The 25188-nt window shown below is 49.5% G+C and carries 27 protein-coding genes and 2 tRNA genes; 17 read left to right on the top strand and 12 right to left on the bottom strand.

All coding sequences use genetic code 11. The features are described from left to right. The first annotated feature begins 12 nt into the window (after positions 1-12). Together NZM01_11480 and NZM01_11475 are read left to right on the top strand one after the other, a co-directional pair. Positions 13-129 carry a photosystem II reaction center protein I gene (locus tag NZM01_11480; protein MCS6960654.1) on the top strand — a complete coding sequence of 39 codons (117 nt, stop codon included), beginning with the start codon at positions 13-15 and terminating at the stop codon, positions 127-129. 35 nt (positions 130-164) lie between these two features. Continuing rightward, positions 165-1916 (top strand): ABC transporter ATP-binding protein/permease, encoded by a 1752-nt coding sequence (locus NZM01_11475; protein ID MCS6960653.1) that lies wholly within the window; start codon positions 165-167, stop codon positions 1914-1916. On the opposite strand, the gene aroC is transcribed toward NZM01_11475, so the two are convergent. The 6 genes from aroC to rimM form a co-directional block, all read right to left on the bottom strand. After that, the gene (aroC, locus tag NZM01_11470; protein ID MCS6960652.1) at positions 1882-2985 is read right to left on the bottom strand and encodes a chorismate synthase; all 1104 of its coding nucleotides are present in this window, start codon (positions 2983-2985) and stop codon (positions 1882-1884) included. The two genes, NZM01_11475 and aroC, sit on opposite strands and share 35 nt — an antisense overlap. Positions 2986-3035: 50 nt before the next feature. Further along, a complete protein-coding gene (locus tag NZM01_11465; GenBank protein MCS6960651.1) occupies positions 3036-4763 on the bottom strand; it encodes a diflavin flavoprotein in 1728 nt (575 codons plus the stop codon). A gap of 224 nt (positions 4764-4987) precedes the next feature. Continuing rightward, positions 4988-5482: a bleomycin hydrolase gene (locus NZM01_11460; protein MCS6960650.1), complete on the bottom strand. Its 495-nt coding sequence runs from the start codon at positions 5480-5482 to the stop codon at positions 4988-4990. A 35-nt stretch (positions 5483-5517) separates the two neighbouring features. Continuing rightward, complete coding sequence (gene cpeB, locus NZM01_11455; protein MCS6960649.1) at positions 5518-6072, bottom strand: C-phycoerythrin subunit beta; 555 nt, start codon at positions 6070-6072, stop codon at positions 5518-5520. Between the two features lie 98 nt (positions 6073-6170). Continuing rightward, positions 6171-7292 (bottom strand): glycosyltransferase, encoded by a 1122-nt coding sequence (locus tag NZM01_11450; GenBank protein MCS6960648.1) that lies wholly within the window; start codon positions 7290-7292, stop codon positions 6171-6173. Beyond that, positions 7292-7813: a ribosome maturation factor RimM gene (gene rimM / locus NZM01_11445; protein ID MCS6960647.1), complete on the bottom strand. Its 522-nt coding sequence runs from the start codon at positions 7811-7813 to the stop codon at positions 7292-7294. Before rimM ends, NZM01_11450 begins: the two co-directional genes overlap by 1 nt. A 108-nt stretch (positions 7814-7921) precedes the next feature. Here rimM and NZM01_11440 point away from each other — a divergent pair, with 108 nt between their 5' ends. Genes NZM01_11440 through NZM01_11430 form a run of 3 tightly spaced genes read left to right on the top strand, consistent with a single transcriptional unit; the run spans position 7922 to position 10626 of the window. Continuing rightward, a complete protein-coding gene (locus NZM01_11440) occupies positions 7922-8602 on the top strand; it encodes a hypothetical protein (protein MCS6960646.1) in 681 nt (226 codons plus the stop codon). Positions 8603-8611: 9 nt separating this feature from the next. Then, positions 8612-9367: an ABC transporter ATP-binding protein gene (locus NZM01_11435; protein ID MCS6960645.1), complete on the top strand. Its 756-nt coding sequence runs from the start codon at positions 8612-8614 to the stop codon at positions 9365-9367. After that, positions 9364-10626 carry a hypothetical protein gene (locus NZM01_11430; protein ID MCS6960644.1) on the top strand — a complete coding sequence of 421 codons (1263 nt, stop codon included), beginning with the start codon at positions 9364-9366 and terminating at the stop codon, positions 10624-10626. Before NZM01_11435 ends, NZM01_11430 begins: the two co-directional genes overlap by 4 nt. On the opposite strand, the gene NZM01_11425 is transcribed toward NZM01_11430, so the two are convergent. Further along, positions 10608-11690 (bottom strand): Gfo/Idh/MocA family oxidoreductase, encoded by a 1083-nt coding sequence (locus NZM01_11425; GenBank protein MCS6960643.1) that lies wholly within the window; start codon positions 11688-11690, stop codon positions 10608-10610. The genes NZM01_11430 and NZM01_11425 overlap by 19 nt on opposite strands. 74 nt (positions 11691-11764) lie before the next feature. Between NZM01_11425 and NZM01_11420 the strand changes: the two genes are divergently transcribed. Genes NZM01_11420 through NZM01_11400 form a run of 5 tightly spaced genes read left to right on the top strand, consistent with a single transcriptional unit; the run spans position 11765 to position 15802 of the window. Beyond that, on the top strand, positions 11765-12061 hold the full coding sequence (locus NZM01_11420; protein MCS6960642.1) for a hypothetical protein: 297 nt from the start codon (positions 11765-11767) through the stop codon (positions 12059-12061). Beyond that, complete coding sequence (locus NZM01_11415; protein ID MCS6960641.1) at positions 12051-13742, top strand: AarF/ABC1/UbiB kinase family protein; 1692 nt, start codon at positions 12051-12053, stop codon at positions 13740-13742. The genes NZM01_11420 and NZM01_11415 overlap by 11 nt, the downstream gene beginning before the upstream one ends. A 3-nt stretch (positions 13743-13745) precedes the next feature. Beyond that, the gene (locus NZM01_11410; protein ID MCS6960640.1) at positions 13746-14471 is read left to right on the top strand and encodes a protein phosphatase 2C domain-containing protein; all 726 of its coding nucleotides are present in this window, start codon (positions 13746-13748) and stop codon (positions 14469-14471) included. 25 nt (positions 14472-14496) lie between these two features. Beyond that, the gene (gene grxD / locus NZM01_11405; protein ID MCS6960639.1) at positions 14497-14808 is read left to right on the top strand and encodes a Grx4 family monothiol glutaredoxin; all 312 of its coding nucleotides are present in this window, start codon (positions 14497-14499) and stop codon (positions 14806-14808) included. Continuing rightward, the gene (locus NZM01_11400) at positions 14801-15802 is read left to right on the top strand and encodes a late competence development ComFB family protein (protein ID MCS6960638.1); all 1002 of its coding nucleotides are present in this window, start codon (positions 14801-14803) and stop codon (positions 15800-15802) included. Before grxD ends, NZM01_11400 begins: the two co-directional genes overlap by 8 nt. Here NZM01_11400 and NZM01_11395 read toward each other — a convergent pair. Genes NZM01_11395 through sfsA form a run of 3 tightly spaced genes read right to left on the bottom strand, consistent with a single transcriptional unit; the run spans position 15770 to position 18872 of the window. Further along, the gene (locus tag NZM01_11395) at positions 15770-16780 is read right to left on the bottom strand and encodes an extracellular solute-binding protein (protein ID MCS6960637.1); all 1011 of its coding nucleotides are present in this window, start codon (positions 16778-16780) and stop codon (positions 15770-15772) included. The two genes, NZM01_11400 and NZM01_11395, sit on opposite strands and share 33 nt — an antisense overlap. Then, positions 16777-18171 (bottom strand): replicative DNA helicase, encoded by a 1395-nt coding sequence (gene dnaB, locus NZM01_11390; GenBank protein ID MCS6960636.1) that lies wholly within the window; start codon positions 18169-18171, stop codon positions 16777-16779. The genes NZM01_11395 and dnaB overlap by 4 nt, the downstream gene beginning before the upstream one ends. Further along, complete coding sequence (sfsA, locus tag NZM01_11385) at positions 18168-18872, bottom strand: DNA/RNA nuclease SfsA (protein ID MCS6960635.1); 705 nt, start codon at positions 18870-18872, stop codon at positions 18168-18170. Before sfsA ends, dnaB begins: the two co-directional genes overlap by 4 nt. Before the next feature lie 43 nt (positions 18873-18915). Here sfsA and NZM01_11380 point away from each other — a divergent pair, with 43 nt between their 5' ends. The 4 genes from NZM01_11380 to NZM01_11365 all read left to right on the top strand — a co-directional run bounded on the left by NZM01_11380 (position 18916) and on the right by NZM01_11365 (position 22929). Beyond that, positions 18916-20130 carry a S41 family peptidase gene (locus NZM01_11380; GenBank protein ID MCS6960634.1) on the top strand — a complete coding sequence of 405 codons (1215 nt, stop codon included), beginning with the start codon at positions 18916-18918 and terminating at the stop codon, positions 20128-20130. A gap of 78 nt (positions 20131-20208) precedes the next feature. Then, the gene (locus NZM01_11375; protein MCS6960633.1) at positions 20209-20445 is read left to right on the top strand and encodes a hypothetical protein; all 237 of its coding nucleotides are present in this window, start codon (positions 20209-20211) and stop codon (positions 20443-20445) included. 101 nt (positions 20446-20546) lie between these two features. Continuing rightward, the gene (gene glpX, locus NZM01_11370; GenBank protein ID MCS6960632.1) at positions 20547-21590 is read left to right on the top strand and encodes a class II fructose-bisphosphatase; all 1044 of its coding nucleotides are present in this window, start codon (positions 20547-20549) and stop codon (positions 21588-21590) included. 43 nt (positions 21591-21633) lie between these two features. Then, entirely contained in the window at positions 21634-22929 is a 1296-nt protein-coding gene (locus NZM01_11365; protein MCS6960631.1) for a glutamyl-tRNA reductase, read from the top strand. On the opposite strand, the gene NZM01_11360 is transcribed toward NZM01_11365, so the two are convergent. After that, positions 22926-23345: a hypothetical protein gene (locus NZM01_11360; protein ID MCS6960630.1), complete on the bottom strand. Its 420-nt coding sequence runs from the start codon at positions 23343-23345 to the stop codon at positions 22926-22928. The genes NZM01_11365 and NZM01_11360 overlap by 4 nt on opposite strands. A 34-nt stretch (positions 23346-23379) precedes the next feature. On the opposite strand from NZM01_11360, the gene NZM01_11355 reads away from it, so the two are divergent. After that, positions 23380-23462, top strand: a tRNA-Leu gene (locus NZM01_11355). Positions 23463-23934: 472 nt separating this feature from the next. Here NZM01_11355 and NZM01_11350 read toward each other — a convergent pair. After that, on the bottom strand, positions 23935-24504 hold the full coding sequence (locus NZM01_11350) for a peroxiredoxin (GenBank protein MCS6960629.1): 570 nt from the start codon (positions 24502-24504) through the stop codon (positions 23935-23937). A gap of 142 nt (positions 24505-24646) precedes the next feature. Between NZM01_11350 and NZM01_11345 the strand changes: the two genes are divergently transcribed. Together NZM01_11345 and NZM01_11340 are read left to right on the top strand one after the other, a co-directional pair. Then, the gene (locus NZM01_11345) at positions 24647-25054 is read left to right on the top strand and encodes a transcriptional repressor (protein ID MCS6960628.1); all 408 of its coding nucleotides are present in this window, start codon (positions 24647-24649) and stop codon (positions 25052-25054) included. A 45-nt stretch (positions 25055-25099) separates the two neighbouring features. After that, positions 25100-25171: transfer RNA gene (locus NZM01_11340), tRNA-Gly, on the top strand. Positions 25172-25188 lie beyond the last annotated feature (17 nt).

Here is a 25188-nt window from a genome sequence, read left to right as displayed (position 1 = left end):
GAGAAGGTTTCCATGCTTACCCTTAAGATAATCGTTTATGTGGTTGTGATCTTCTTTGTCTCGCTGTTTGTGTTTGGTTTCCTCAACAGTGACCCTGCCCGTAACCCCAGCGGTAAAGACCTGGAGTAAGTTAGCATGGGGGGGTAACGCTTGTCCCCCTAGCTATGGCAGAGACAACCAAATTAACTGACTGGCAACTATTCCGCTACCTCCTCCCCTATGGCAATCGCTATCGGGGGCAGTTTGCTGTATCTATTCTCCTATTAGTACCGCTAGCAGTGGCAGGTGCAGTCCAGCCTGTTATTGTGCAAAGGGCAATCGATGGTCCCCTACAGTCGGGTAATAAAGCCTGGCTAGGGATAGTGTGTTTCGCTCTGTTTCTGTCTGTGGTGGTACGCCTATTGTTCTTGGGCTGGCAGGGGTTTGTCGTGCAAAAGGTGGGGCAACAAATTACAGCAGACATTCGCCAAGACCTCTTCCAGCATATTACTTCCCTATCTACCAGTTTTTTCGATCGCATGCCTGTCGGTAAATTGATTACTCGGCTGACGGGGGATGTGGAGGCATTGGGGGATGTCTTTGCTACGGGAGCGGTGGGGATTTTTAGCGATATTGCTAGTATTGCAGTCACGATTGTGGTGATGATCTCCCTGCGCTGGGATTTATCTTTGTTCTTGATTGCTCTGATTTTCCCTGTCACAGGTTTGATTATTTATTTCCAACTGGAATACCGCCGCGCTAACTTCAAAGTCAGGGAGTATTTATCAGAATTAAATTCTATTTTACAGGAAAATATCATCGGTATCAATGTGGTACAACTCTTCCGTAGAGAGGATTATAACCGTCGTTATCACCAACAGGTCAATCAAAAGTACAATCAAGAGGTCAATACTACAATTTTCCATGAATCAGCGGTTTCTGCTACGTTGGAGTGGGTAGCCTTGATTGGCATCGGCGGGGTTCTGTGGTTCGGTAGCCAGCAAATTTTAGGGGATAGATTGACGTTTGGGGAGTTGTCGGCGTTTATTTTGTTTGCCCAGCGGTTGTTTGAACCCCTGCGTCAATTGGGGGAAAAGTTTACTGTCATCCAGTCGGGATTTACAGCGATCGAGCGGATTCAGTTAATCATGCAACAGCCGATCGAGATTCGTGACCCTGCCCAACCACTCCATCTACCAAGGACAGGACGGGGGGAAATTTGTTTTGACCACGTGTGGTTTGCCTACAAGGAGGGGGAATATGTCCTCAAGGATGTGACATTTACAATCGCGCCTGGGGAAAAGGTGGCTTTGGTGGGTGCAACAGGGTCAGGGAAAAGTACGATCGTGCGCCTGCTCTCCCGCCTCTATGAACCAACTGCAGGAAGAATACTGATTGATGGCGTGGACATCCGCCAGCTGACCCAGAGGGAACTGCGCACCTATGTGGGGGTAATTTTGCAAGACCCCTTCTTGTTTTCGGGGGATGTGGTAACCAATATCACCCTTGGGGATAACTTTTCCTTGGCAGAAGTGGAAGCAGCAGCAAAGCGGATGAATGTCCATGAATTTATCCAGGCACTGCCCCAGGGCTACTTTACGGAAATTAGGGCACGGGGGACAAATCTATCAGTGGGACAAAAACAACTGATTGCCTTTGCTAGAGCTGCTATCCGCCACCCCAGAGTGTTGGTTCTGGATGAAGCTACCGCCAACTTGGACGTGGGAACAGAGTACCTAATTCAGCAAGCACTGGCGGATTTATTGCGAGACCGTACTGCTATCATCATTGCCCATAGGCTATCGACTGTGCGCCAGGTCGATCGGATTTTGGTCATGCGGCGGGGGGAACTGGTGGAAATGGGTACCCAGGCAGAATTACTGGCAAAGGGGGGAGTTTTTGCTAGTATGTACCAATTGGAGCAGCTGGGGGTGTAATTGCCCATTGGCGGAGGAGGTGGTCACAGAGAACTAGGGCTACCATTGCCTCTACCATGGGCACAGCACGAGGGAGAACGCAGGGGTCATGCCTGCCTTTTGCTTTTAAGGTAGTGGCTTCCCCAGTCACCGAGACGGTCTGCTGTTCTTGTAAAATTGTAGCGGTAGGCTTGAAGGCTGCTCGCAGGATAATGTCTTCCCCGTTGCTGATGCCCCCCTGAATACCCCCCGATCGGTTGGTCACTGTCCGCAATCTGTTGCCTTCCATGTAAAATTCGTCGTTGTGTTCTCTGCCCGTCAAGTAGGTGCCAGCAAAGCCAGAACCAATCTCAAAACCCTTGGTGGCAGGGAGAGAGAGAATAGCTTTAGCTAGATCGGCTTCCAATTTGTCAAAGACAGGCTCCCCCAAGCCTGGCGGTACATTACGGGCAACACACTCGATTACCCCCCCCACAGAATTCCCCTCATTGCGCACTGCCTCGATCGCTCTGATCATCTGCTCAGCTACCTTTGGGTCAGGACAACGGACAATATTGCCTTCGATTTGCTCAAACGTGACCGTACGAGGATCAATTTGGGCGCTGATGTCCTTGATACGGGTAACATAGGCAAGAATTTCTGTATTGGCATATTGACGGAGAATTTTTTTGGCAATTGCTCCCGCTGCCACCCTGCCGATCGTTTCCCTAGCGCTAGCTCTACCCCCCCCTTGCCAGTTACGAATACCATATTTTGCCTGGTAAGTAGCATCGGCGTGGGAAGGACGGAATTTAGTTGCCATTTCCTCATAGTCCTGACTGCGGGCATCGCGGTTTTTCACCAGAATCATAATAGGAGTACCCAGGGTTTTCCCCTCAAATACCCCCGATAGAATCTCACACTGGTCTTCCTCTTGGCGGGGAGTAGTAATTTTGCTCTGCCCTGGGCGACGGCGATCGAGTTCCCGCTGAATTTCACTACTATCGATGGCGATTCTGGGCGGACAGCCATCAATAACTACGCCAATAGCCCCACCGTGGGACTCACCAAAGGTAGTAATGCGAAACAGGTGACCAAAGGAATTGCCCATGATATATAACATCGGGTGGAGCGATATTATACCGCAGAAACACAGCATATTTAGTAATGGTGACCTGATTTGCGATGATGAATAGCCGTCAGGCTGTTTTCCTGTAACACCTTACCAGTGGTAGCAGTGGCATAGACCAGCCAGTGATCCCCGCATTCCATTCTTTGACTGACTTGACATTCAATGTAAGCCAAACTATCCGTCAGAATAGGGTTGCCGTGGGGAGAGACAGTAGTTGCCAGGGCACTTAGGCGGTCCTCCCCGGGTGCAAAGGTTTTCATAAAGTATCTCTCTGTCTTCTTGCCCTGTTCCAGGATGTTTAGTACGAAATAGTCCCCCTCTTGCAGATAGGTCTCGATCGCTCTGTCTTTTGCCACTGCCACCGTCAGCCCAGGGGGGGAGAAGGAAGCCTGGGATACCCAAGAAGCTAGCATGGCACTAGTGACATCATCTTTCTTTACTGTCACCACACACAGAGAACCCACAATCCGCCCGACTGCCTGCTCGATCGCTGTGGCATAGCCCGATCGGGCTTTAATTCTTCGCACTTCTTTCAACTGCTGGGCAAAATCTGTACCTGTTTCTTCACAGAATTGTAAAGTGGCTGCTGTAGGCGTGAATTTAACCCTGATTGGTTCAAAGGCTAAAGTAAAACCAGCGTCTTTTAACTTTTGGGCAATCACCTCTACGGCTTCCCCACTCCAGCCATAGGAGCCAAACACCCCTGCGGGTAAACTCTTGGGCGCACAATCCAAGACAATCCCCAACGCCGTCTGCACCTGGGTCGGAATGTGACCACCGAGGGTGGGAGAGCCAATCAGAAACCCCGCCGATCGTTCTATCGTCTGACGAATCTCCTGCGGCTCTGCCATCTCACAGTTGATCAGTTCCACCGCCACGCCCACTTTTTCAATCCCCCGCGCCAGGGCATGGGCTAGGGTAGCTGTATTGCCATAGGCAGAAGCATAGATCATTGCTACCATGACATTCTTTTGCTGCTGATTTTGCAGCCATTCACGATAACTCTGCACTAACTGATGTAAACCATACTTGAGAATAGGACCATGACCAGGGGCGTACATTTGGGCAGGATACTGTTGCAAACGATCGATAATGGTCAACAACTGGCGACTCTGTTGTGCTAACACACAGTCAAAGTAATAACGCCGATCGGGTAAGTAGGTTAAATAGCCTTCATCAAAAATCTGGTCAGTACAGACATGGGCACTAAACAACTTATCAGTAAAGAGAATCTGAGTTTTTCTATCAAAGGTACATAAAGCTGTAGGAAAGCGGGGGATAGGGGTAGGAACAAACACTAACTCATGCCCTCTGCCTAAATCAAGAGTTTCTTCCCCACGGACAACAATTGTTTTGAGGTCTTGTTTTTGCAGGGTGTCTGTATATTTCTGTTCCAAAATCTCTTGCAATGCCTTAATTGAGGGATTAGACCCAATAAAAGTAATTTGAGGCGCTAATTGCCACAGAGTATGCAGAGTCTCTACACGGTTAGGGTTGACATGACCCAAAATTACATAATCTATCTTTGCCAAGTCTTGGCGCGCTTGTAATTCAGGTAAGAATATTTCCGTAAAAGTTGCCCCTGGGGGGTCAAATAGAGCTACCCGATCGGCTTGAATCAAATAACTATTGGCTGTGGTGCCCCGCTCCCTAGCATATTCAATTTCAAATCGCAGGCGCTTCCAACTCCTACCTCTGACAATGAGAGTATCTGTGCCGATCGGTGCTACTTGGATATCCCTTGGCTTTGTTGTCATTGCTGTCTGCCCATTCTGACAGCTTTATTGTAAGCCCACCCATCTATGAAATGGGATTAGGAATTCAAATTACTGGCATTAGTTTCCTAGGGGACAGGCAGATTTTTCAGCACCATGGGCAATAGGGAGCGATTGTTGACACAGTTCTCAGTTAAAGAATGACCATAATAAAATCGGGGCAGAATTTACCCCGATCGTTCATTCAACAAGTCCTTAACTAGAAACTAGGACAGAGAGTTGATGAGGTAGTCAAGGAGAGCGTTGTACTCCGTCAGAGCTTGAGCGGACATATCGCGGGGAGCGCAACCACGATTGCGGGCAAAGGTCAAAGCAGCCACATAGGGAGCAGTAGGCAGCCCCAGCGCGCGATAAACTTCCCGCTGACCAGCAATACCCCACTCATCCAGAGGGCCAGTACCACCTACGATCAAGCAGTATTGGATTAGACGCAGGTAGTGCTTGATGTCGCGCAGGCACTTAGCCTTGAAAGTATCAGTAGAGTTAGCTTCCCCAGGGTTGTTGAGGTAGGGGTACTTCTTGATGGCAGCTTCATAGGCTTCCCGCGCTACAGCATCGAGGTTAGCGCCCAACTTTTCAGCCGCTTCCAGGCGAGCAGCAGCCCGTTGGATAGAACCTTGTACTGCTTCCAGGTCAGAAGTAGAAGGGAAACGACCAGCCGCATCAGCAGCCGCGATTACAGTGGTAACTACAGACTTCATCTCTTATCTCCGTATTATTAAGGGTGGACAACAAACTAGCTCAGAGCAGCAATTACCCGATCGAAGTAGCTGCAAGCTTCTGCAACCAAGTTAGCGCAGCGGTCTTCTACCAAGGGAGGATTCATCTTACGCAACTTAGCACCAGCAAACTTCTCACTGGGGTTGTCTTGAATATGAGCTACAGCTTGTGCCTTCATGATTTGGACAGCACGGATAGCGGAAGAAGTGGGTACCCCCAGAGCCGCATAGGTTTCCTTCAGACCGTTTAGGCAACGATCGTCCAGTACGGAGGAATCCCCAGCCAACAGAGCGTAGGTTACATAGCGGAGAATGATTTCCGCATCGCGCAAGCAGGCAGCCATACGACGGTTGGGATAGCAGTTACCACCGGCTTGAATCAACCCTTGGTTTTCGCAAATCATACCGGCGACGGCATCGGACACCATGCAGCTAGCGTTGCTGGCAATAGCATTAACGGCATCCAAACGGCGGTTACCGTTGGCAACAAAGTTTCTGAGGGCAGCAATGTCGGATACTACAGAGGTGCTAGCATCCGCATTCACAACAGCTCTGGAAAATGCGTCGAGCATTGCGTTCTCCTTATACGTCGGTTTGTCAAATAAGATTCTTATCTCGGATAAGACAGCCTAAACTTTAACCCAAGCCCATAGCCCCTGTCTCACTTCTGTCAGACAAAGTAACATTCCTTAATATTCCTTGAGAGGTATAACCATTGCTCGATCGTCTTTTGCAACTGTAGGCGAAACCGCTGGGGGTTAAATTTTTGGGCGTAGTTGTGGCAAGTCTGGGGGTCAAACTCCTTTTGCTCAAAGTCTTGGATAGCTTGACAGAGACTCTCGATCGTTTGGTGGGGAAATAATACGCCGACCTCTGGGGTGATGGTTTCTCGGAGTCCCCCCTGGGCAAGGGCAATTACGGGTGTCCCACAACTGAGAGCTTCTAGGGGAGTGATACCAAAATCTTCCACACCGGCAAAGAGAAAAGCTCTAGCCTTTTGCATATATTCTTTGACTACGTTTTGAGGCTGGTAACCCAAGTAAGTGATATTCGGTGTGAGCTGAGATAGGATTTTTTTTCTTTCTGTGCCATCACCAATGATAACTAAAGACCGATCGGGCATTGTCTTGAAAACTTCGACAATTAGATCAACGCGTTTGTAGGGCACTAGTCGACCGACGTATAGATAGAAGTCTTGGGGGGGAGAGGTTTTGCAGGGGAAGTTATCAACAGCTACGGGGGGATAGATAACCTTAGCGGTACGACGGTAGTACTTATGGATACGCCGACGGATGAAGTGGGAATTGGCAATAAATTTGTCAACTCTAGTAGTAGAACTCACATCCCACAGGCGTAAGTAATGGCAAAGCAAATGAACGAGGGGTGACCGCCAACTATCAGCAAAATAATCTGATTGCAAATCCCAAATGTAGCGCATGGGGGAGTGAACATAGGCGACATGGAGTTGATCGGGAGCAGTAATTACCCCTTTAGCCACCGCGTGGGAACTGGAAATAACTAGGTCGAAACCCCGTAAATCCAGCTGCTCGATCGCTAGGGGCATCAAGGGCAGATATGACCGAAAATATTGCCGTGCTAGTGGGAGATGTTGAATAAAGGAAGGGCGGGTTGGCTTGTGTTGAATAATATGGCGATATTGGTCAGGTAAAAAATCAACAACACAAAAAATTTCTGCTTGGGGAAATACCTGCAACATCTGTTCCAGGACGCGCTCTGACCCCCCGTAATCCACTAGCCATTCATGCACGATCGCCACTTTGAGGTCGTCCATTATCCCAACAAACCAGGGATGACCTTGATTTCAATGCGGCGGTTAGGGAGATCAACAATAGGGACTAAATCCATCACAAAGGGTACTAAATAGGTGCCCGTCTCCGTCTCAACTTCTAACAAATCATTCCCTGCGGGAACCACAGAAATTACTGTGCCAATCAATTTGTCCTTACCATACTCCCACACCCCACAGTCAATTAAATCTGCCACATAAAATTCATCTGGTTCTAGGTGGGGACGATCGGTAGCTGGTACTAGAAATTCATAGTTGCGTAGCTTTTCCGCCTGTTCACAGGTAGTAATCCCTGCTAGGGTGACAATGTAAATGTTACGCTTGCCCGCATGGGGATAGCCACTTACTAAATCGATCGGTTGGGGGGAGTGGTGAGGAGTAGCCCTAATCCAGCGTTGACCGGGTACTTGAAAACGTTCGGGAAAGTCAGAATAGGAAAGGATACGTACTTCCCCTCTCAACCCCTGGGTAGCTACTATTTTCCCTACCACCAACCAATCTTCCATACCTATAGTCTGCCACATTTCCAGGCAACAGGAATACTACTGATGCCTACGGGAACTTACTCGTAGTCTCCCTAATCTACTCACATTAGGCAGCGTTGCTAGTTAGCCATGTACCGATCGAGTTTAGTTCTGTCTGTTGTCGGGGCATTGCTTGCTCCTACCGTCACCTTGGCGCAACCGGCACCGGAAATTTGGACAGTAAGTAGCCCCCTCAATCTCTCTCAGAGTGAATGTATCCGCCAGGCCAACATATCTCTACAAGCACAACGCTGGAATCTGACTTGGACTGATGGCAATGCCACCAATGGTAGGGCTAACAACTATAGTGCCCAAATTCTCTGCAATGCCAACGATCGGGTGGTGTTTGTAACAGTAGCTGGTCCTTCTCGCATGCGTGCTCGCATCCTAGCAGAAAATCTCCTGCGGGGTAACAATGTTTGGCAAAGTGGTACCTCCATATCTTCCTTGCAACCACAACCCCAGCTTCCTGCAGCCAATGTGTTTGATGAGAAGTTTTACCTGGAGAACAACCCCGATGTGGCAGAAGCAGTGAGAAATAGAGCCTATCCCAACGGTTTTGCTCACTACAATGAACATGGCAGGAGAGAAGGACGAGCGCCTAGCTTTGATGAAGAGTACTATCTCTCCCGTAATCCAGATGTCGCCAGGGGTGTCAGGATGGGACAATACCGCAGCGGGCGTGAACACTGGGACCGCTTTGGTAAATTTGAGGGTCGTCCTGGCGGTGTAGGTACGCTAGGTCAACCCCCTGGTCAACTGTCGAATTAGGAGTCGCTAATGTTAACTAAGCCTGAATCACTATCTAATTTGGTTGCCACGCCTGGGGTTCAGGCTTTACTGAAACTGGACAATGTCACCAAGGTCTACGGCACGGGGGAAGCCCAAGTGACAGCACTGGCAGGGGTGAGCTTTGCTGTAGCGCCAGGGGAATACTGCGCGATTATGGGTCCATCGGGGTCGGGCAAGTCCACAGCCATGAACATCATTGGCTGCCTCGATCGCCCTACCTCTGGTGCCTATTTTTTGGCGGGGGAAGATGTCTCCCAGCTATCAGAGGCGGAATTGGCAGTAGTCAGGAATCGCAAGATTGGCTTTGTGTTCCAGCAGTTTCACCTGTTGCCCCAGTTAACAGCCTTGGAAAATGTAATGTTGCCGATGATTTACGCTGGGGTGAGACCAAAGGAGCGTCAGGAGCGGGCAATTGTCGCTTTAGAGCAGATGGGTTTGGGGCATCGCCTGTATAACCGTCCCAATCAGTTGTCAGGGGGGCAGCAGCAGCGGGTGGCTATCGCAAGAGCGATCGTTAATAACCCCTTGTTACTACTAGCGGATGAACCGACGGGAGCACTGGATACCCGCACCACAGCAGAAATTTTACGTATCTTTGAAGAGTTAAATAAACAGGGTATGACCATAGTTTTAGTCACCCATGAGCCAGAAGTAGCTAAGCAAGCCGATCGGATTATTTGGTTTCAAGATGGTAAAGTAATTAACGATCGTTTGCATCCCTTGGACTTGGGTTCAGTGTTGTGAAATTTCGCGATTTTTTTAGTCTGCAGCAGCAGGAAGTAATCAGGCAATTAAGTAATTTAGCCCCCGATCGTTTGTATGCGGTGGGGGGAATTGTGCGGGATTATTTGTTAGGCAAACCACCCTTCCCCAAGGATATTGATTTAATGATTGAGGGAGATTGTATTGCCGTTGCTAAGGCGCTACACCGCTTGTATCCCCACACTAAGTTACAGACATTTCCTAAGTTTTTAACCGCAGAATTGGTTTTTCCTGAATTTGTTTTAGACATTGCCAGTGCCCGCCGTGAGGCCTATCCCTACCCAGGTGCTAACCCCCAGGTGACGGCTTGTAGTTTTGGGGAAGATTTAGCACGCCGTGATTTCACAGTCAATGCCCTTGCTATTGCTATTAGGCCTGATTTTGTAGTAGAAGAGGGGGCAATTATTGATCATTTCCATGGTTTGGCTGACCTAGAGAGAAGACTAATTAGACCGATTAAATCTGGAACATTTGTGGAAGACCCCCGACGCATTTTTCGGGCGATTAGATTTGCGGTTAAGTTGGATTTTGCCCTAGCAACAGAGACTGTCCAAGAAATTCAATCTACTATTGCCAGTAATATCCATAGAGATGTGGGTGGCAGTCGCTTTCGGGCGGAACTATTGTATATCCTAGCCCCAGATTTTTTCCCCCACCGATCGGTAATCATGCTAGAAAAACTAGAGAGTTTCCATGCCCTCAGTTGTATCCACCACCAGTTACGATTGCCTGCTAACTTGGGTCTGTTATTGCGGCGGCTCCAGCGTTGGCACAGCTACTTTTTACCCCACTACGATCGGCAGGAGTTAGCCCTAGAGTTATTGGCAAGTAATCTATCCCTAGAAGCGGGAATCAAGGTGGAATTAATTAGGGGCGAGGCAGTTAAACATTTAACCCCACTGCCCAAACTCCTGCACCAATTGCCTGCTCTGACACATGCCTCTACCAGTCGTATCGTCAATACCTTGGAAAATTACGAACTGCCTACGCTCGTTCTGGCGGGTGTATTGAGTCCCGATCGCTTAGTAATCTGGCAATACCTCACCCGTTGGCGTAATTGTCCTCCCCTGGTTAATGGTCATGACTTGCAAAAGTGGGGGTGTCCCCGCGGCAAAACAATTGGTTTATTCCTCAAAGAATTGCGCTCCCTCCAACTGGATGGCAAGTTGCATTCCTATCAAGAAGCAGAACATCTCGTCAAAAGTTGGCTACGGGAATATAGCTATGCCCCTAGCAGTTGAGGCGACACACTGAGCCAACGCCGATCGTGGTGGGATTGATGACACAAATCCATTAATTGTTGAGAGTAAACCCCGTCTTTCAGGGTGGGTAATTCTGTTATTTCCCCTCTAACTGTGCGGACAAAATCCTGACAGAGGGCAATGAAGGGAGCTAAACGCCCATCGCTAAATACTTCGGGGAAGGTCTCCGCCGTGGCGACAAATTCCAACTCCTTACCCACTGGGGCAAACTGTACCTGAAACCCATGCCCGTAATCCTTGAGGTTGGAACTGCCCAACACCAGCGTCCCCTCCTCCCCATAAACCGTAAGCCAATGTCCCCGCCCCTGATAGGTCACCGTACTGATGCTGATACTGACAGGGGTACCATCCACTAATTCTGCCAGGATGTGACAAGTATCATCCGTATCCACGGGCTGGAGGACACCCGATCGATCGGGTCTGGCTTTAATTGCCGTACTGAGATGGGCACAGAGTTGCCTTACCCCCCCAAAAAACCAGCGCAAATAGTCAAACACGTGCGAACCCAAGGCTCCTAGCGCTCCGCCCCCCAACTCCTTCCGACTATACCAATTCCACTCCCGCTGGGGATTTGCCCGCCCCTGCACCAGCCACTCCACCTGCACCAAGCGCTTTTTGCCAACCCTAGGGATCAACGATCGGAAATGCTTCCACTGGGGGATGTAGCGCAACTCAAAATCCACCGCTGCCACCAAGTTCCTACTGCGCGCCAGATGATACAGTTCCAATGCCTCCCCTGCATTCATGGTTACAGGCTTCTCCAGGATGATGTGCTTGCCTGCCTGCAAACTATCCCGTGCCATCTCAAAGTGCAAAAACGGTGGCGTAGAAATGCTCACCACCCGTACATCCTCCCGTTCCAGGAGGTCAGCAAACCGATCGGTAGCCCTGGGAATGTGGAATTCCTGCGCCACTGCTTGGGCTTTAGCCAAATTCCGGTCATAGACAGCCACTACCTCCAGCCCCTCACACCGCTGCAGACCCGGAATATGCACCTGCTTACCAAAACCTGTTCCCGCCACCGCTACACCCAAAGTTGCCATCTTTTGCTGCCCCACTCCTTTCCTGAAATTCGTAACAGTGTGTAAACTTAAAGAGTAATACAAAGATTGCAACTATGGTCAATCCCATACTCCATGCCTTTTTTGTCGGTCGAGCTACAGCCGAAGTCCTCACCGATCGACTAGAGGATGCGATTACTGATTTTTTAAGTGCCCTAGGCAAATTTGATGCTGAACAAAGGGAAAAACTACGGCAGTTCACGGAGGAGGTGATGGCAAAGACCAAGCAGCAGGAAGAAACCATAAGCACCTCACCGCCCCCTGACCTCCAAGAAGTCCTAGACAACCTGAGAGCAGAGATCGCCCAACTCAAAGCAGAATTACAGCAGTACCGCGCCCAACATGGCAGCTGAAGCCCAGTACCGCTGGAGCCGTGACAACTACTCCGAACTCGCCCGTGCGATCGATATATGGCGAACGGTGCTGACGTTTTTAGTCATGATCTGGCTGGACAGCAAGGACTGGAGCTATATCGGGGGCAAGACCCCCCAAAAAGTGAAGAACCGCACCCGCGAGCGTGCCCGTTGGCTACGGGAAGCCCTCCTGGAATTGGGACCCACCTTCATCAAAGTAGGACAACTGCTATCCACCCGTGCCGATGTCCTCCCCACGGAGTCCGTAGAAGAACTGAGCAAACTGCAAGACCGCGTTCCCCCCTTCCCCTACGAGAAAGCCAAGCAAATTCTAGAAACAGAGCTAGGAAAACCAATGGGGGAAATCTTTACCTACTTTGACCCCCAGCCCCTCGCCGCTGCTAGTTTGGGGCAAGTACACCGCGCCCGCCTCCACACAGGGGAAGAAGTAGTAGTCAAGATTCAGCGCCCTGGACTCCTCAAACTATTTGCCATAGATTTAGCCATCCTACGGAAAATAGCCCAGTATTTCACCAACCACCCCCGCTACGGCAGAGGCAGAGACTGGCTGGGAATCTACGAGGAATGCCGCCGCATCCTCTACCAGGAAGCCGACTACCTCAACGAGGGCAGAAACGCCGATACCTTCCGCCGCAACTTTCGCAACGACGATCGCATCCTCACCCCCCGGGTTTACTGGCGCTACTCCACTAAACGCGTCCTCACCCTGGAATACCTTCCCGGCATCAAAATCAGTGATTACGACCAGCTGGAGGCACAGCGGATAGACAGAAAAAGCATTGCCCGCCTGAGTGCCGAATCCTACCTACAACAACTCCTCTACCATGGTTTTTTCCACGCTGATCCCCACCCCGGCAACCTCGCCGTTACCCCCGAAGGTAAGCTAATATTTTATGACTTTGGCATGATGGGGCAAATCCCTATTCTCACTAAAGAGAAACTCCTGCGCACGTTTTTTGGTATCGCCCAGAAAGATGCCGATGCCGTAGTAGAAGCCCTAGTCGATTTGGGTGTACTAGAATTAAATGGAGACCCAGGACCAGTACGCCGCTCCATCCAGTACATGTTGGACAACTTTGTCGGCAAACCCCTCGGTCCTCAATCCTTGGTAGCTATCAGCGATGACCTCTACGAAATTGCCTATGAGCAACCTTTCCGCTTCCCCGCTGCCTTTACCTTTGTTTTACGCGCCCTCTCCACCCTGGAAGGACTAGGCAAAGGACTCGACCCCGACTTTAACTTCATCGAAATCGCCAAACCCTACGCCCTTAATCTTATGGAAAATGGCAACAATCGACAAGAATTAACAAATTTTTCATCAGGTTTCTTGGGGGAAATTGGTAGACAAGCTGCCCAGATGAGTACATCTGCCCTGACCCTACCACGCAAACTGGAAGATACAATTCTTAAGCTGGAACGGGGAGACATTAGGCTGCGCGTAAAAGCACAGGAAACTGATAGAATACTAAGAAGGATTAGCAGCGTGGCAAACGCGATCGTGTTAGCGATAATGGGAACAGCGTTTTTACTATCAGCAACAGCTTTATTCATCGCGGGATGGCGTTGGCTGGCTGTGGTCCCCTTGATTGTATCTCTAGCCCTGATGGGTGGCACGCTCAGGCTGTTAGGGCGGCAGGATAAACTCGATCGATCGTTTTAGCCTATGAAACTACTATTTGCAGGAGAAACTGACCCAGGTTGTGTACGGAGTTCCAATCAGGATTCCTACTACATTGATCCCCAAGCGCGCTTTTTTGTCGTAGCTGATGGTATGGGAGGACACGCAGGAGGGGAAGAAGCAAGTCGGTTAGCGACAGCGGTAATCAGTGCCTACCTGGACCGGCAATGGGATCGGGAGCTGCCAGCGGAGGAGTTACTGCAGGAAGCGATCACCAAAGCCAATTATGCCATCTTGTCCGACCAATACACCCACCCTGAACGGCAGGACATGGGAACAACAGTAGTACTTCTGATGATGTACCAAAACGAGACCTGGTTTAGTCACATTGGCGATTCCCGCCTATACCGCCTGCGGGGAGGGGAACTGGAACAACTCAGTGATGACCACACCTGGATCGCCCGCGCTATTGCCACAGGCATTTTAACTCCAGAGGAAGCCCGCCGTCACCCCTGGCGACATATGCTCCTGCAGTGCCTAGGCAGAGAAGACATCCAACTGATCGAGACCTGTAGAATTGACATGCAGCCAGGGGATCGGTTTTTAATGTGCAGCGATGGTCTGACAGAGGAATTGACGGATGATGTCATTAAAGACATCTGGCTCAACAGCAGTTACCAAGAAGTGCCCAAGAAGATGATCGATGCCGCTAAAGCCAGGGGGGGCAAGGACAACATTACGGTTGTGGTGGTACATAATGAAGAAGAGTAGTTGCGAGGCAAAACCCATGAATCCCATGCTGCGTACCAAAATTGAAGCCCAGATCAAAAACAACAAGATTATGGTCTATATGAAGGGCACACCTGATATGCCCCAGTGTGGCTTTTCCGCGGCTACAGTGCAAGTGTTGAAGTCCTTGGGCTATCCCTTTGCAGCTGTTAACGTTCTGGAAGACCCCGAACTGCGCCAGGGAATCAAGGAATTTTCCAATTGGCCCACCATACCTCAGGTTTATATCAACGGTGAATTCATTGGCGGCTGCGATATTATCCAAGAAATGTATCAACGGGGTGAACTACAGCAGTTACTCAAGGAAGTCCATGGATGACTGTAAAAATGTCATTGAAGACTTAGTAGTGCGGGAAGTCAAGGAGCAGTTGGAGATACTGTCAGAAAGTGTGAGGGCAACTATCTCCCCCCACGAGGTAGCTGCCTATGCTCTTAACCGCTTACCTACCCTATATGCTACTAGTCGCGATGGCTGGCATCAACAGCGGCAGCGGGCGGAGAAGGAGCTAAAAAAAACGATCGAGCAGCAGGTCAAGCGGGCAATTGTGGCAGTACGGCGGGATACCATGCGGCCAGCTGACCCCCTGCCGCCGGAGGAAATGGCAGGAGAAGCCCGCGCTTTGGCAAAGTTGCGTAAAATACTGCAGAGAGAAAACCTGACTTGGAACGAAGTGCCCCAGGCAGTGGAAGAAGCACTCAAAACCATTAAAATCAGGGGTGCTTTAGAGTACAAAAAACTATCAGAGAGTAAGCGCAGCGCTATTGCTGTCCAGGACTATCTGAAGCGGCGGAAAGTGCAGGCAGCAGACTGGAAGGGGCGGGAATCCTTTGCCTATTTTGGCACCCAGCCCAAAACAGTGGATAAAGAATTTGCTACCTATTTGGAGGCAGAGGGGGCAGACTTTGTGAATGTTTTGGAGCGTCTGGTTTATTCTTTAGCGGAGCAATATTTGCAGCGTTCCAGTCCCCACATAAGGGAAAAGGTGAATTTGTATGAAGTTGTCGCCTACACTCTCAACCGTGTACCTCCGATGTATGCTACTACTGCTAAGGGGCTGAAAGAGTTGCGCCAAAAAGCTAAGGAAGAGCATGGCAAACAGATTGTTAACACTATCCACGAAGCTGTGACCGTGGTATTGCATAATCCCCACCGATCGGTGGCACCTCTACCTTTCAAACGTTGGCAGGGTGACTGTCAAGCGGCTTTGAAAAAACTAGAAAAAATACTCCATGTCACTGATGTGGATTGCAGTAATGTAGCGCTAATAGTAGCAGACGCTTTAGACCAGACGATTTCGGGGTTTATTACGTAGTTCCCGCCAGATTTTTTGGTAGGCTGTAGCAACAGAGGGAGGTAGGGGCAATATAGGTTCACATTTATTGAGATAGGCGGTTGGTAAAAAGTGGTCTGTATCAGTAACACCAATGCCATCCGTTAGAACAGTAATCAAGTGGCTTTGTTGCGGTTGCAGACAGTAGTCAATCCAGGCAGGGTTAAGGGGATTGGGTTTTGCTACTGCCCAACAGTCAAACCAAAGGGCTGTACCTTCTTGGGGATTAACTACCTTAAGGTGGGGATAGCGTTTAACAATTTCTTGCACATCATTTGACCAACCCACCGCTGCCCAGGTGTCCTCTTGCACTAGGGATTGTACATAGTAGTTGGATGTATAGGTCAAAGTTTGCTGGTCTAAACTAGCGAGGTCTGCCTGCAATTCTGTCCTGTTGACTAATTCCGTTTGATTGTAAGAAAATCCCCGTCGTTTCAGGCACAGACCAATGACTTCCCGATCGCTATCTGGCAAACTAATCCTTCTTTTCAGCCCCGGATGCCAGAGGTCTTGCCAACTTTGGAGAGGGGGAATATTGAACTTTTGCAGTTGCCTAGTGTTGTAGATAATTACTGTAGTACCCCAGCGATAGGGAATACCATAGAGTTTATTATCAATGACACCAACTGAGCGCCACTGGCTAGGAATTAAATGCCAATTAGATAGAGATTGGGGATCAATTTCTTGCAGAGAGTCACGCAGGAGCGGTAACCAACTATCCCCCAAACTGGACACATTTGTTTCTGTCTGACCTTCAGTCATAAGCTTTGCTATTTCTGCGTAGTTGTTACCTAGCTTGGGCAACAAACGCACCCCCTGCTGCCGTTGAAATTGCCGCAAAAACTGATTAGGAATCGCCCCGGCCAGTAGGGTTATGTTTAGCCGATAGGCATCAGACAACTGCCTGCAGCCAGTGATCCCCAGCGTTGTCAATCCCGCAAGGAAGTAGCGGCGTTTCATGGGTGAGTAAAGGTAGTATTTTCAAACTTGGTAAAGCGGGGATCAAACAGTAGCTTAACTACACCAGTGGGGCCGTTCCGATGTTTGGCAATAATAATTTCGGCAATACCTCGATCGGGGGTATCGGGATTATAGTATTCATCGCGGTAGAGCATAATCACAATATCGGCATCCTGTTCTATGCTACCTGACTCCCGTAAATCTGATAGCATTGGTCGTTTATTAGTACGGGTTTCTACCCCCCGACTTAACTGGGACAAAGCTACCACTGGTACCTCTAATTCCCTAGCTAAACCCTTGAGCGCACGGGTAATACGAGATAATTCTTGCACCCGGTTATCTGACCCTGAACCTTCCATTAGTTGCAGGTAATCAATTAAAATCATGCCCAATTTCCCCCCCTTTTCCATCTGCAACCGTCGGGATTTTGACCGCAGTTCATTGATGGAAGGATTAGGGGTATCATCAATATAAATGGGTAATTCGGAAAGAGTACCAACTGCCATAGCGATCGTTGCCCATTCTTCATCGCGCATCTGAGCTGACCTAAGTCTGTGGCTATCAATCCCCTCTTTACCAGGGCGTTTAGTCTGACTAGCTAGTAGCCGGTATACTAACTGTTCCTTGGACATTTCCAAGCTATAAATTGCCACTGGTAAACGATGATTTTCCGCAATTTTTTTCGCCAGCTCCATACCGAAAGCTGTTTTACCCATAGAAGGACGACCTGCCACGATGATTAAATCCGATCGTTGTAACCCCTGCGTCATAGCATCGAGGTCGTAGAAACCTGTAGTCAAGCCTGGTAGGACAGCCCCACTTTCTCCCAGATTGTTGTAGCGCGTTTCAATTTCAAAATAGGTTTGAGTGATGATGTCAGCTACTGGTGTTAGTCCCTGGAGATTGCGGGATTGGGTAACAGCAAATAACCTTTGTTCCGCACTGTCTAGGACTTGACTCAAGGGTAGAGCATTATTTTGGCTGAGATTAATAATTTCGCGACCCACTTCCCCCAATTTGCGCCTGATATATTTTTCCGCCACCAACTGGGCGTAATAGTCAATGTTGACAGCACTTAGCGTGGCGTCACACAGGCGTACTAGTTTACTTTGCCCCCCCACTTTTTCTAACAAATTGCGGTCACTCAGCCAAGTAGCTACACTCATTAAATCCGTTGGGCAAGACTGGGAGTAAAGAGTCAAACAGGCGCGGTAAATTTCTTGGTGAGCAACTACATAAAAGAATTCAGGGCGCAGTATATCACTGACTCTAGTTATGGCATCAGGGTCCATTAAAATCCCACCCAGAATCGCTTCTTCTGCTTCAATATTTTGGGGGGGCAGGTAACTGTAACCGTCATCACTAAAACCGTAGTTATATTCCTCACTCATAGACTAACTTCCCCTAACCCTAAATAGTAAATTCCTTCGGGTCGGACACGAAAGCGACAGGCAAGAATTTCCAAACCTTTGGTCACTCCCCAGCGTAACAATTCCCCATAGACAGGATCAGCTTCGTCCCCTGGGGCAAACTTGTCACAGTCTCCCCGATTGATAAAGAATATTATGGTAGCCCGCTGCTGGGGAGTAATTGTATTTGAGAGTTCCCGTAAATGCTTTTGCCCCCTAATTGTAACTGTATCGGGGAACAGAGCAACTCCCTCTTTACTCCAAGTGGTATTTTTAACTTCCACATAACGATTAATACGATCGCCTGATAGGAAAAAATCGACTCTGCTCCTTTCCTGCCCGTATTCTACTTCACTCCTGCACTCTGTATATGGCTCCAATTCAGGGATGAGATGGCTGGCAATCATATTGCCTATGACGCGATTGGGTAAAGAAGTATTTATGCCTACTAATTCCCCCTCTACCTCGACTATTTCCCAGGTGTAAACCAGCTTGCGTTTGGGATTATCACTGCGGGAGAGAAAGACGCGATTACCGATCGGGCACACCCCTGTCATGGGTCCAGTGTTAGGGCAATGGGCGGTGATAATTTCCCCTGTCATGAGACGGACATCAGCAAAAAAACGCTGGTAGCGCTGTAGCAAAATTCCCTCTACCAGGGGAGGGTAAGCATAAACCAACATTGTTACCGTGGGTAAAATAGCATTGTGGCAAAAATCATAGCGAATGATCCAACAACTTACATCCTTTGTCCTCAGTTTGTTGCTGTGGTGGAGTGTCACTAACCCTGCTCTGGCAGACATCACTGATTACTTCCAGGAGCGGCAATTGTTTAACCATGTCTGGCAGATGGTGCAGCATGCCTACGTCGACCCTACTTTTAACCACCACGACTGGGGCAAGGTCCGCAAAGAGTTCGCTAACCGCAAACTAGAGTCACGGGAGCAGACCTACGCCGCGATCAGGGACATGCTAGCTCTCCTAGGAGACCCCTTTACCCGCCTCTTACCCCCAGAGGAGTTCCGCAGTATGCAGACTAGTACTAATGGCTCCCTGTCAGGTGTGGGGCTACACATTGCTACTGACCCCGATCGGCAAGCCCTGATCGTGATCTCCCCCGTAGAAGGCTCTCCAGCTGACAGGGCTGGTATTCGCCCCCTCGATCGGATCCTTGCCATCGATGGCGTACCTACTAAAGACCTGACCCTTGACGAATGTGCCGATCGGATGCGGGGACCAGTGGGTACCGATGTCACCATTTTAGTAGAGCGGGATGGGGAAGCCCCCTTCTCGGTGACTATCACGCGCTCCCTTATTTCCGTCAACCCCGTAGTTAGCAAACTGGACAGAGTCAATGGTAAGCAGATTGGCTACCTGCGACTAACACAATTCAACGCTAATGCCCCCAAGGACATGGCAAGAGCAATTGAAAATTTAGAAGCGCAAGGGGCAGAGGGTTATGTCCTAGACCTGCGGGGCAATCCTGGGGGGCTCCTGGAGGTGGCAATCAGTGTGGCAAGGCTGTGGCTAGATGAAGGGGTGGTAGTATATACCACTGACCGCCAGGGCATAGAGGAAGTGTTCACCGTAGGCGAAAACAATCAGGCAATGACCCACGATCCCCTGGTAGTTTTAGTAGACAAGGGTTCCGCCAGTGCTAGTGAAGTACTAGCAGGCGCTCTACACGACAACCAACGGGCAAAGCTAGTGGGAGAGCAGACCTACGGCAAGGGTTCTATCCAGTCTTTGTTTGAACTAGAAGACGGAGCAGGCTTAGCTGTCACAATTGCTCACTATGAAACTCCTAGCCATAAAAACATTAACAAGGTTGGTTTAGAACCAGATATCGTTGTCAAACCCAGCCATCCCCTCAGGCGCGAAGAACTGGCTACCCCCCAGGATGAGCAATATGCCCGAGCAGTTGCCCTTCTAACTACCTAGGAGTTGCAACTTTTCTTTACTGTTAAGCCAGAGAGATTATGCTAGTTTAGCTAGCAGATAATAAACGGAATATAGGCTATGAACGGGAAATATCGGTTTTCTTGCAACCTCACCCTGGGAGATATTCTGGGTCAGATAGTAATCTGGCTAGGGATTGTCTTCGCTAGTCTGGCGGCGGGTCTCTCCCTAATGAGTCAACCCCTCTATGCTTTTGCTGCAGTGGGTTTAATTATTGTGGTTTCCCTACCATTTCTACTGTTTGCCTTCGTCACTACCCTGTTCAATCACATTCAAATCACTCCCCTCGATCGTTAAATTGTAGCGTTTTGTGAAGAGTTGCCCAATTTCTTAACTTCTCTGCTGCCAGGATGCCGTCCCACTTGTAAACTTAGAAGTGGATTTACCGCTAAAGTTGTATGGAAAACACCCTGGGACTAGAAATCATCGAAGTTGTAGAGCAAGCCGCCATCGCTGCTGCCCGCTTTATAGGTAAGGGGGACAAAAATGGGGCTGACCAAGCTGCCGTGGAAGCAATGCGGGAACGCCTCAACAAAATTCACATGCGGGGCAGGATTGTAATTGGGGAAGGGGAACGGGATGAAGCCCCTATGCTCTACATTGGCGAGGAAGTGGGTATTCACACTCAGCCTAACGCTGCTAGCAGTGGTTCCCTGGAAAAACTAGTGGAAATCGATATTGCGGTTGACCCCTGTGAAGGTACTAACCTAGTGGCAAAAGCCCAGAATGGGGCAATGGCAGTGCTGGCAATCTCCGAGAAAGGTGGTCTATTTGCCGCACCTGACTTCTACATGAACAAATTGGCTGCTCCCCCCGCTGCGGCCGGGCAAGTGGACATCCGCAAAACTCCCACTGAAAACATCAAAATTTTGTCTGAGTGCCTGAACCTGCCTGTAGAAGACATAGTGATCGTTGTCATGGACCGCCCCCGCCACAAGGAACTGATCGAGGAGATTCGCCAAACGGGAGCGAGGGTGCGCTTGATCAGCGACGGCGATGTATCTGGTGCTATCTCCTGTGCTTTCGCGGGCACTAACACCCACGCTCTTATGGGTATTGGTGCTGCCCCAGAAGGGGTGATTTCCGCTGCTGCTATGCGGGCTTTGGGGGGACACTTCCAAGGACAGTTAGTCTATGACCCCGCTGTTGTGAAGACTCCCGAGAGCGAGAAATGGACTAGGGAAGGCAACATTGAGCGGCTGAAATCTATGGGGATTGACGACCCCGATCGGGTTTACAACGCAGACGAACTAGCCTCTGGTCAGACTATCCTCTTTGCTGCCTGTGGCATTACCCCTGGCACCCTGATGAAGGGGGTACGTTTCTTTGAGGGTGGTTGCCGTACCCAGTCCTTAGTGATTTCTAGCACCAGCCGTACAGCCCGCTTTGTTGACACTATCCACATCACTACCGATCGTCCCAAGGTACTCACTCTTGACTAACTTCATTGCTTGTCATCTATAAAAAATCTTTTAGTAAACTTTTATGAACATAGCTGTTATTGGTCTTAGTCACAAGACTGCTACCGTCGAAGTGCGGGAGAAATTGAGCATTCAGGAAGACCGTGTCCAGGTAGCGTTACAAACTCTGTGCAGTTACCCCAGTATCGAGGAAGCAGCCGTTCTTAGCACTTGTAACCGCATGGAGTTATACGTGGTTACGAAGGAGACGGAGGGGGGGATTCGCGAAACCATGCAGTTTTTAGCGGAATTCAGCCAAGTCCCCCTGCAATTTCTGCGGCGCTATTTGTTCATTTTGCTGCGGCAAGATGCAGTTATGCACCTGATGCGGGTAGCAGCGGGTTTAGATAGTTTGGTACTAGGGGAGGGGCAAATCCTGGCGCAAGTCAAGCACACCCATAAACTAGCTCAGCAGTACAATGGCGCAGGACGTATCCTCAATCAACTGTTTAAGCAAGCACTGACAGCAGGAAAGCGGGTGCGCACCGAAACGGAAATTGGCACGGGAGCAGTCTCTATTAGTTCTGCTGCCGTAGAACTAGCCCAGTTGTATCTGGGGAATCTGGCTCAAAAGCGGGTGATGGTTTTAGGGGCGGGCAAAATGGCTCGTCTTTTAGTCACCCACCTGGTAGCAAAGGGGGCAACACAGATCACGATCGTCAATCGCTCCCCTCAGAAAGTCAAGGAAATGCTTTGTCAAGTGGGCAAGGCAGAGGGAGTACAGTTTGGCATAGAACCCCTCGATCGGATGCTGGCTGTGATTAGCAACTCCGACCTAGTATTTACCAGCACAGCTTCCCCTGAAATTCTCATCCACAAAAGCGACCTAGCCCCCCTACAACACCCTGGCTTGATGCTGGTGGACATCTCTGTTCCCCGCAACGTCGAGGCAGCCGTGGGGGAGCTACCGCATATCAAGTGTTTCAATGTGGATGACCTCCAGGCAGTGGTTTCCAGCAACCAGGAAAACCGTCGCCAGATGATGGCAAAGGCGGAAGTGATTTTAGAGGAATGTTTAGCTGAGTTCGACAGCTGGTGGCGTTCCCTGGAGACAGTGCCTACGATTAGCCAGCTGCGCCAGAAGATGGAAAATATCCGCGAACAGGAAATGGAAAAGGCTCTATCCCGTCTGGGGGGGGAATTTGCCGAACGCCATCAAGAGGTCATCGAGAACCTGACGCGAGGGATAATCAACAAAATCCTGCATGACCCCATGGTACAACTACGGGCGCAACAGGACATCGAAACCCGCCGTCGCTGCATGCAAGCGCTGCAAATGCTCTTCGACCTGGAACCGACAAACCAGTTTCGGGAAAGTTAACGGCAGTTGTCCCGCAACCAAGCCTTTACAGCATCTGCCACAGCTCCTTCGCTGACATCGATCGGGGGAGCTTCTCCTACTCTCGTAAATGCCATGGCTAAGCGCCAGCCTTGGGGAGTGGACACCAGAAATAGCCAGTAGGATTGGGACTCTAGCTGTAATTCTCCCGAGCGGCGATGCGTAATTTTAAGGAACAGCTGTTGAATGGAGGGGTCTGCCTCTTGCACTGGCAATGGCTCTAGCTCAGGTAGACTTACCGTCTGGGCATAGACTGGAATAGCAAATTTGGTGTAAGACCGATTGATATAGTGGTGTAAATCTTTAGCTAATCTGCTCGCAAGCTGCCCAAAATCCCTAGGACAAGCTCCTACGGGTAGAATGACCAAGACAAGAAAGAAAGGAAAAAGCTTTAACACAAGTAATATTTTACTGTAAGATATTTAATCTCCAGGGGGTATGGCGGAATGGTAGACGCTACGGACTTAAAATCCGTTGGGAGCAATCCCGTAAGGGTTCAAGTCCCTTTACCCCCATACCAGTTCCCCGCAAAATTTTTGCCCATTTTTCCCTTCATGTCAATTTGAATATTTGGCACCTTGACAGTCATTCTCAAATTAGCCTCAACACAGAACTGGAGCTAGACAAAACATTAACATTAATTTAGAGGGTTTAGGGTGGTACCAAGTGCTATATTTCACCATTTAAGCGGTGGCTAGACGGAGTTAGCTGACATCTAAACATCAATTGAGAAGAAGCCCCTGCAGCCAGGATTAGCTACTCTCGGAGGCTGAGGGGACATAGCATTGATGAGACAGGATTTAAGTAATTTACTCGTCTAACTCATGACTGGGCTAAACGAGAAACAAAGATTTAGTAAAGATTTTACTGTTGATGAAATAAGCTGCAACTATTGTACAAGTTAATTTGTTGCCGAAAGCTACCGAAATTAAATTCTATCCAGCACAATATAAACACTCCCCCAAGGGGGGGAAGTCCATTAGACAATTAGCCCTCGAAGGGCTTGCGTTCGGGTTTGGCAGCAGGTTGTTGTTGACCCTTCAAGTAAGCCAAGACAGTGTCAGCATCAGAGACCTCAAAGGGGTCATCGGGGCAGTTATCGCTGTAGCCAGGCTCGATAAACATCTTCTCGATCTTACAGTCGTTGACAATCATGGCATAACGCCAAGACCGCATGCCAAAGCCTACATTAGACTTGTCTACCAGCATCCCCATCTTGCGAGTGAATTCGCCATTACCATCGGGGAGCAGCATCACCTTCTTTGCACCCTGTTGCTTGCCCCAGTTGTACATGACAAAAGCATCGTTGACGGACAGGCAGATAATTTCGTCGATACCTAGGGCTTTGAATTCATCGTATAGCTCCTCGTAACGGGGCAGGTGAGTAGAAGAACAGGTGGGAGTAAATGCCCCAGGCAGAGCAAACAACACTACTTTCTTGCCCCCAAAGATTTCTTGGGTCGTGCGGTCTTGCCAACGGAAGGGATTTGGACCAGGCACAGACTCATCCCGTACACGAGTCTTAAACACTACATCAGGTACACGCTCAATAACCATGCTTACCTCTCCTCTAACTTAGGTTTCTCTGACAGGCAAACTGTCTATCTCATAATAATTCTTATTTCGGAAAAAAGCAATCCTAACAAATACTCAGAGACTATACTAAAATAGGGGATTATGGGCACAAACACATCTAATCATGAAGCGGGAGGAAATTATCGAGAAACTGAAGGAGAAGGGTTTGCGGGTTACGCCCCAGCGCTATGCCGTCTATGCCCACTTACTCAGTCGCAACGACCATCCGACGGTAGAGCAGATTATGGTGAGTTTGAATCAGGAGGTGCCCGTATCTTCCCAGGCGACGATCTACGCGACATTACAAACTCTACGGGAAGTAGGCTTGGTACGGGAGGTACTGTTAGAAGAAGGGGTATCGCGCTACGATGCCAACATGCAGCCCCACCACCATTTCCGCTGTCGCATCTGCGGCAAGATTGAGGACATTCCTTTTGCTGCCTTTCCTGATTTGGATTTGTCCATGTTGCGACCAGGCTTGCGGGGGGAAAGATACGAGGTAATTGTAGAAGGAATTTGCGATCGGTGTTGACAAGGCAGGGGGGGCGTGGGATGATATAAACTCACAAACAAAAGTGCGGGTGTAGCTCAGTGGTAGAGCGTCTCCTTGCCAAGGAGAAAGTCGAGAGTTCGAGTCTCTTCACCCGCTTGGCGGCAGAGTAGAAC

The sequence above is a fragment of the Pseudanabaenaceae cyanobacterium SKYG29 genome, from assembly GCA_025055675.1.
Classification (GTDB): Bacteria; Cyanobacteriota; Cyanobacteriia; order Pseudanabaenales; family Pseudanabaenaceae; genus M5B4.
This window is presented reverse-complemented; position numbering and strand designations above follow the sequence as displayed.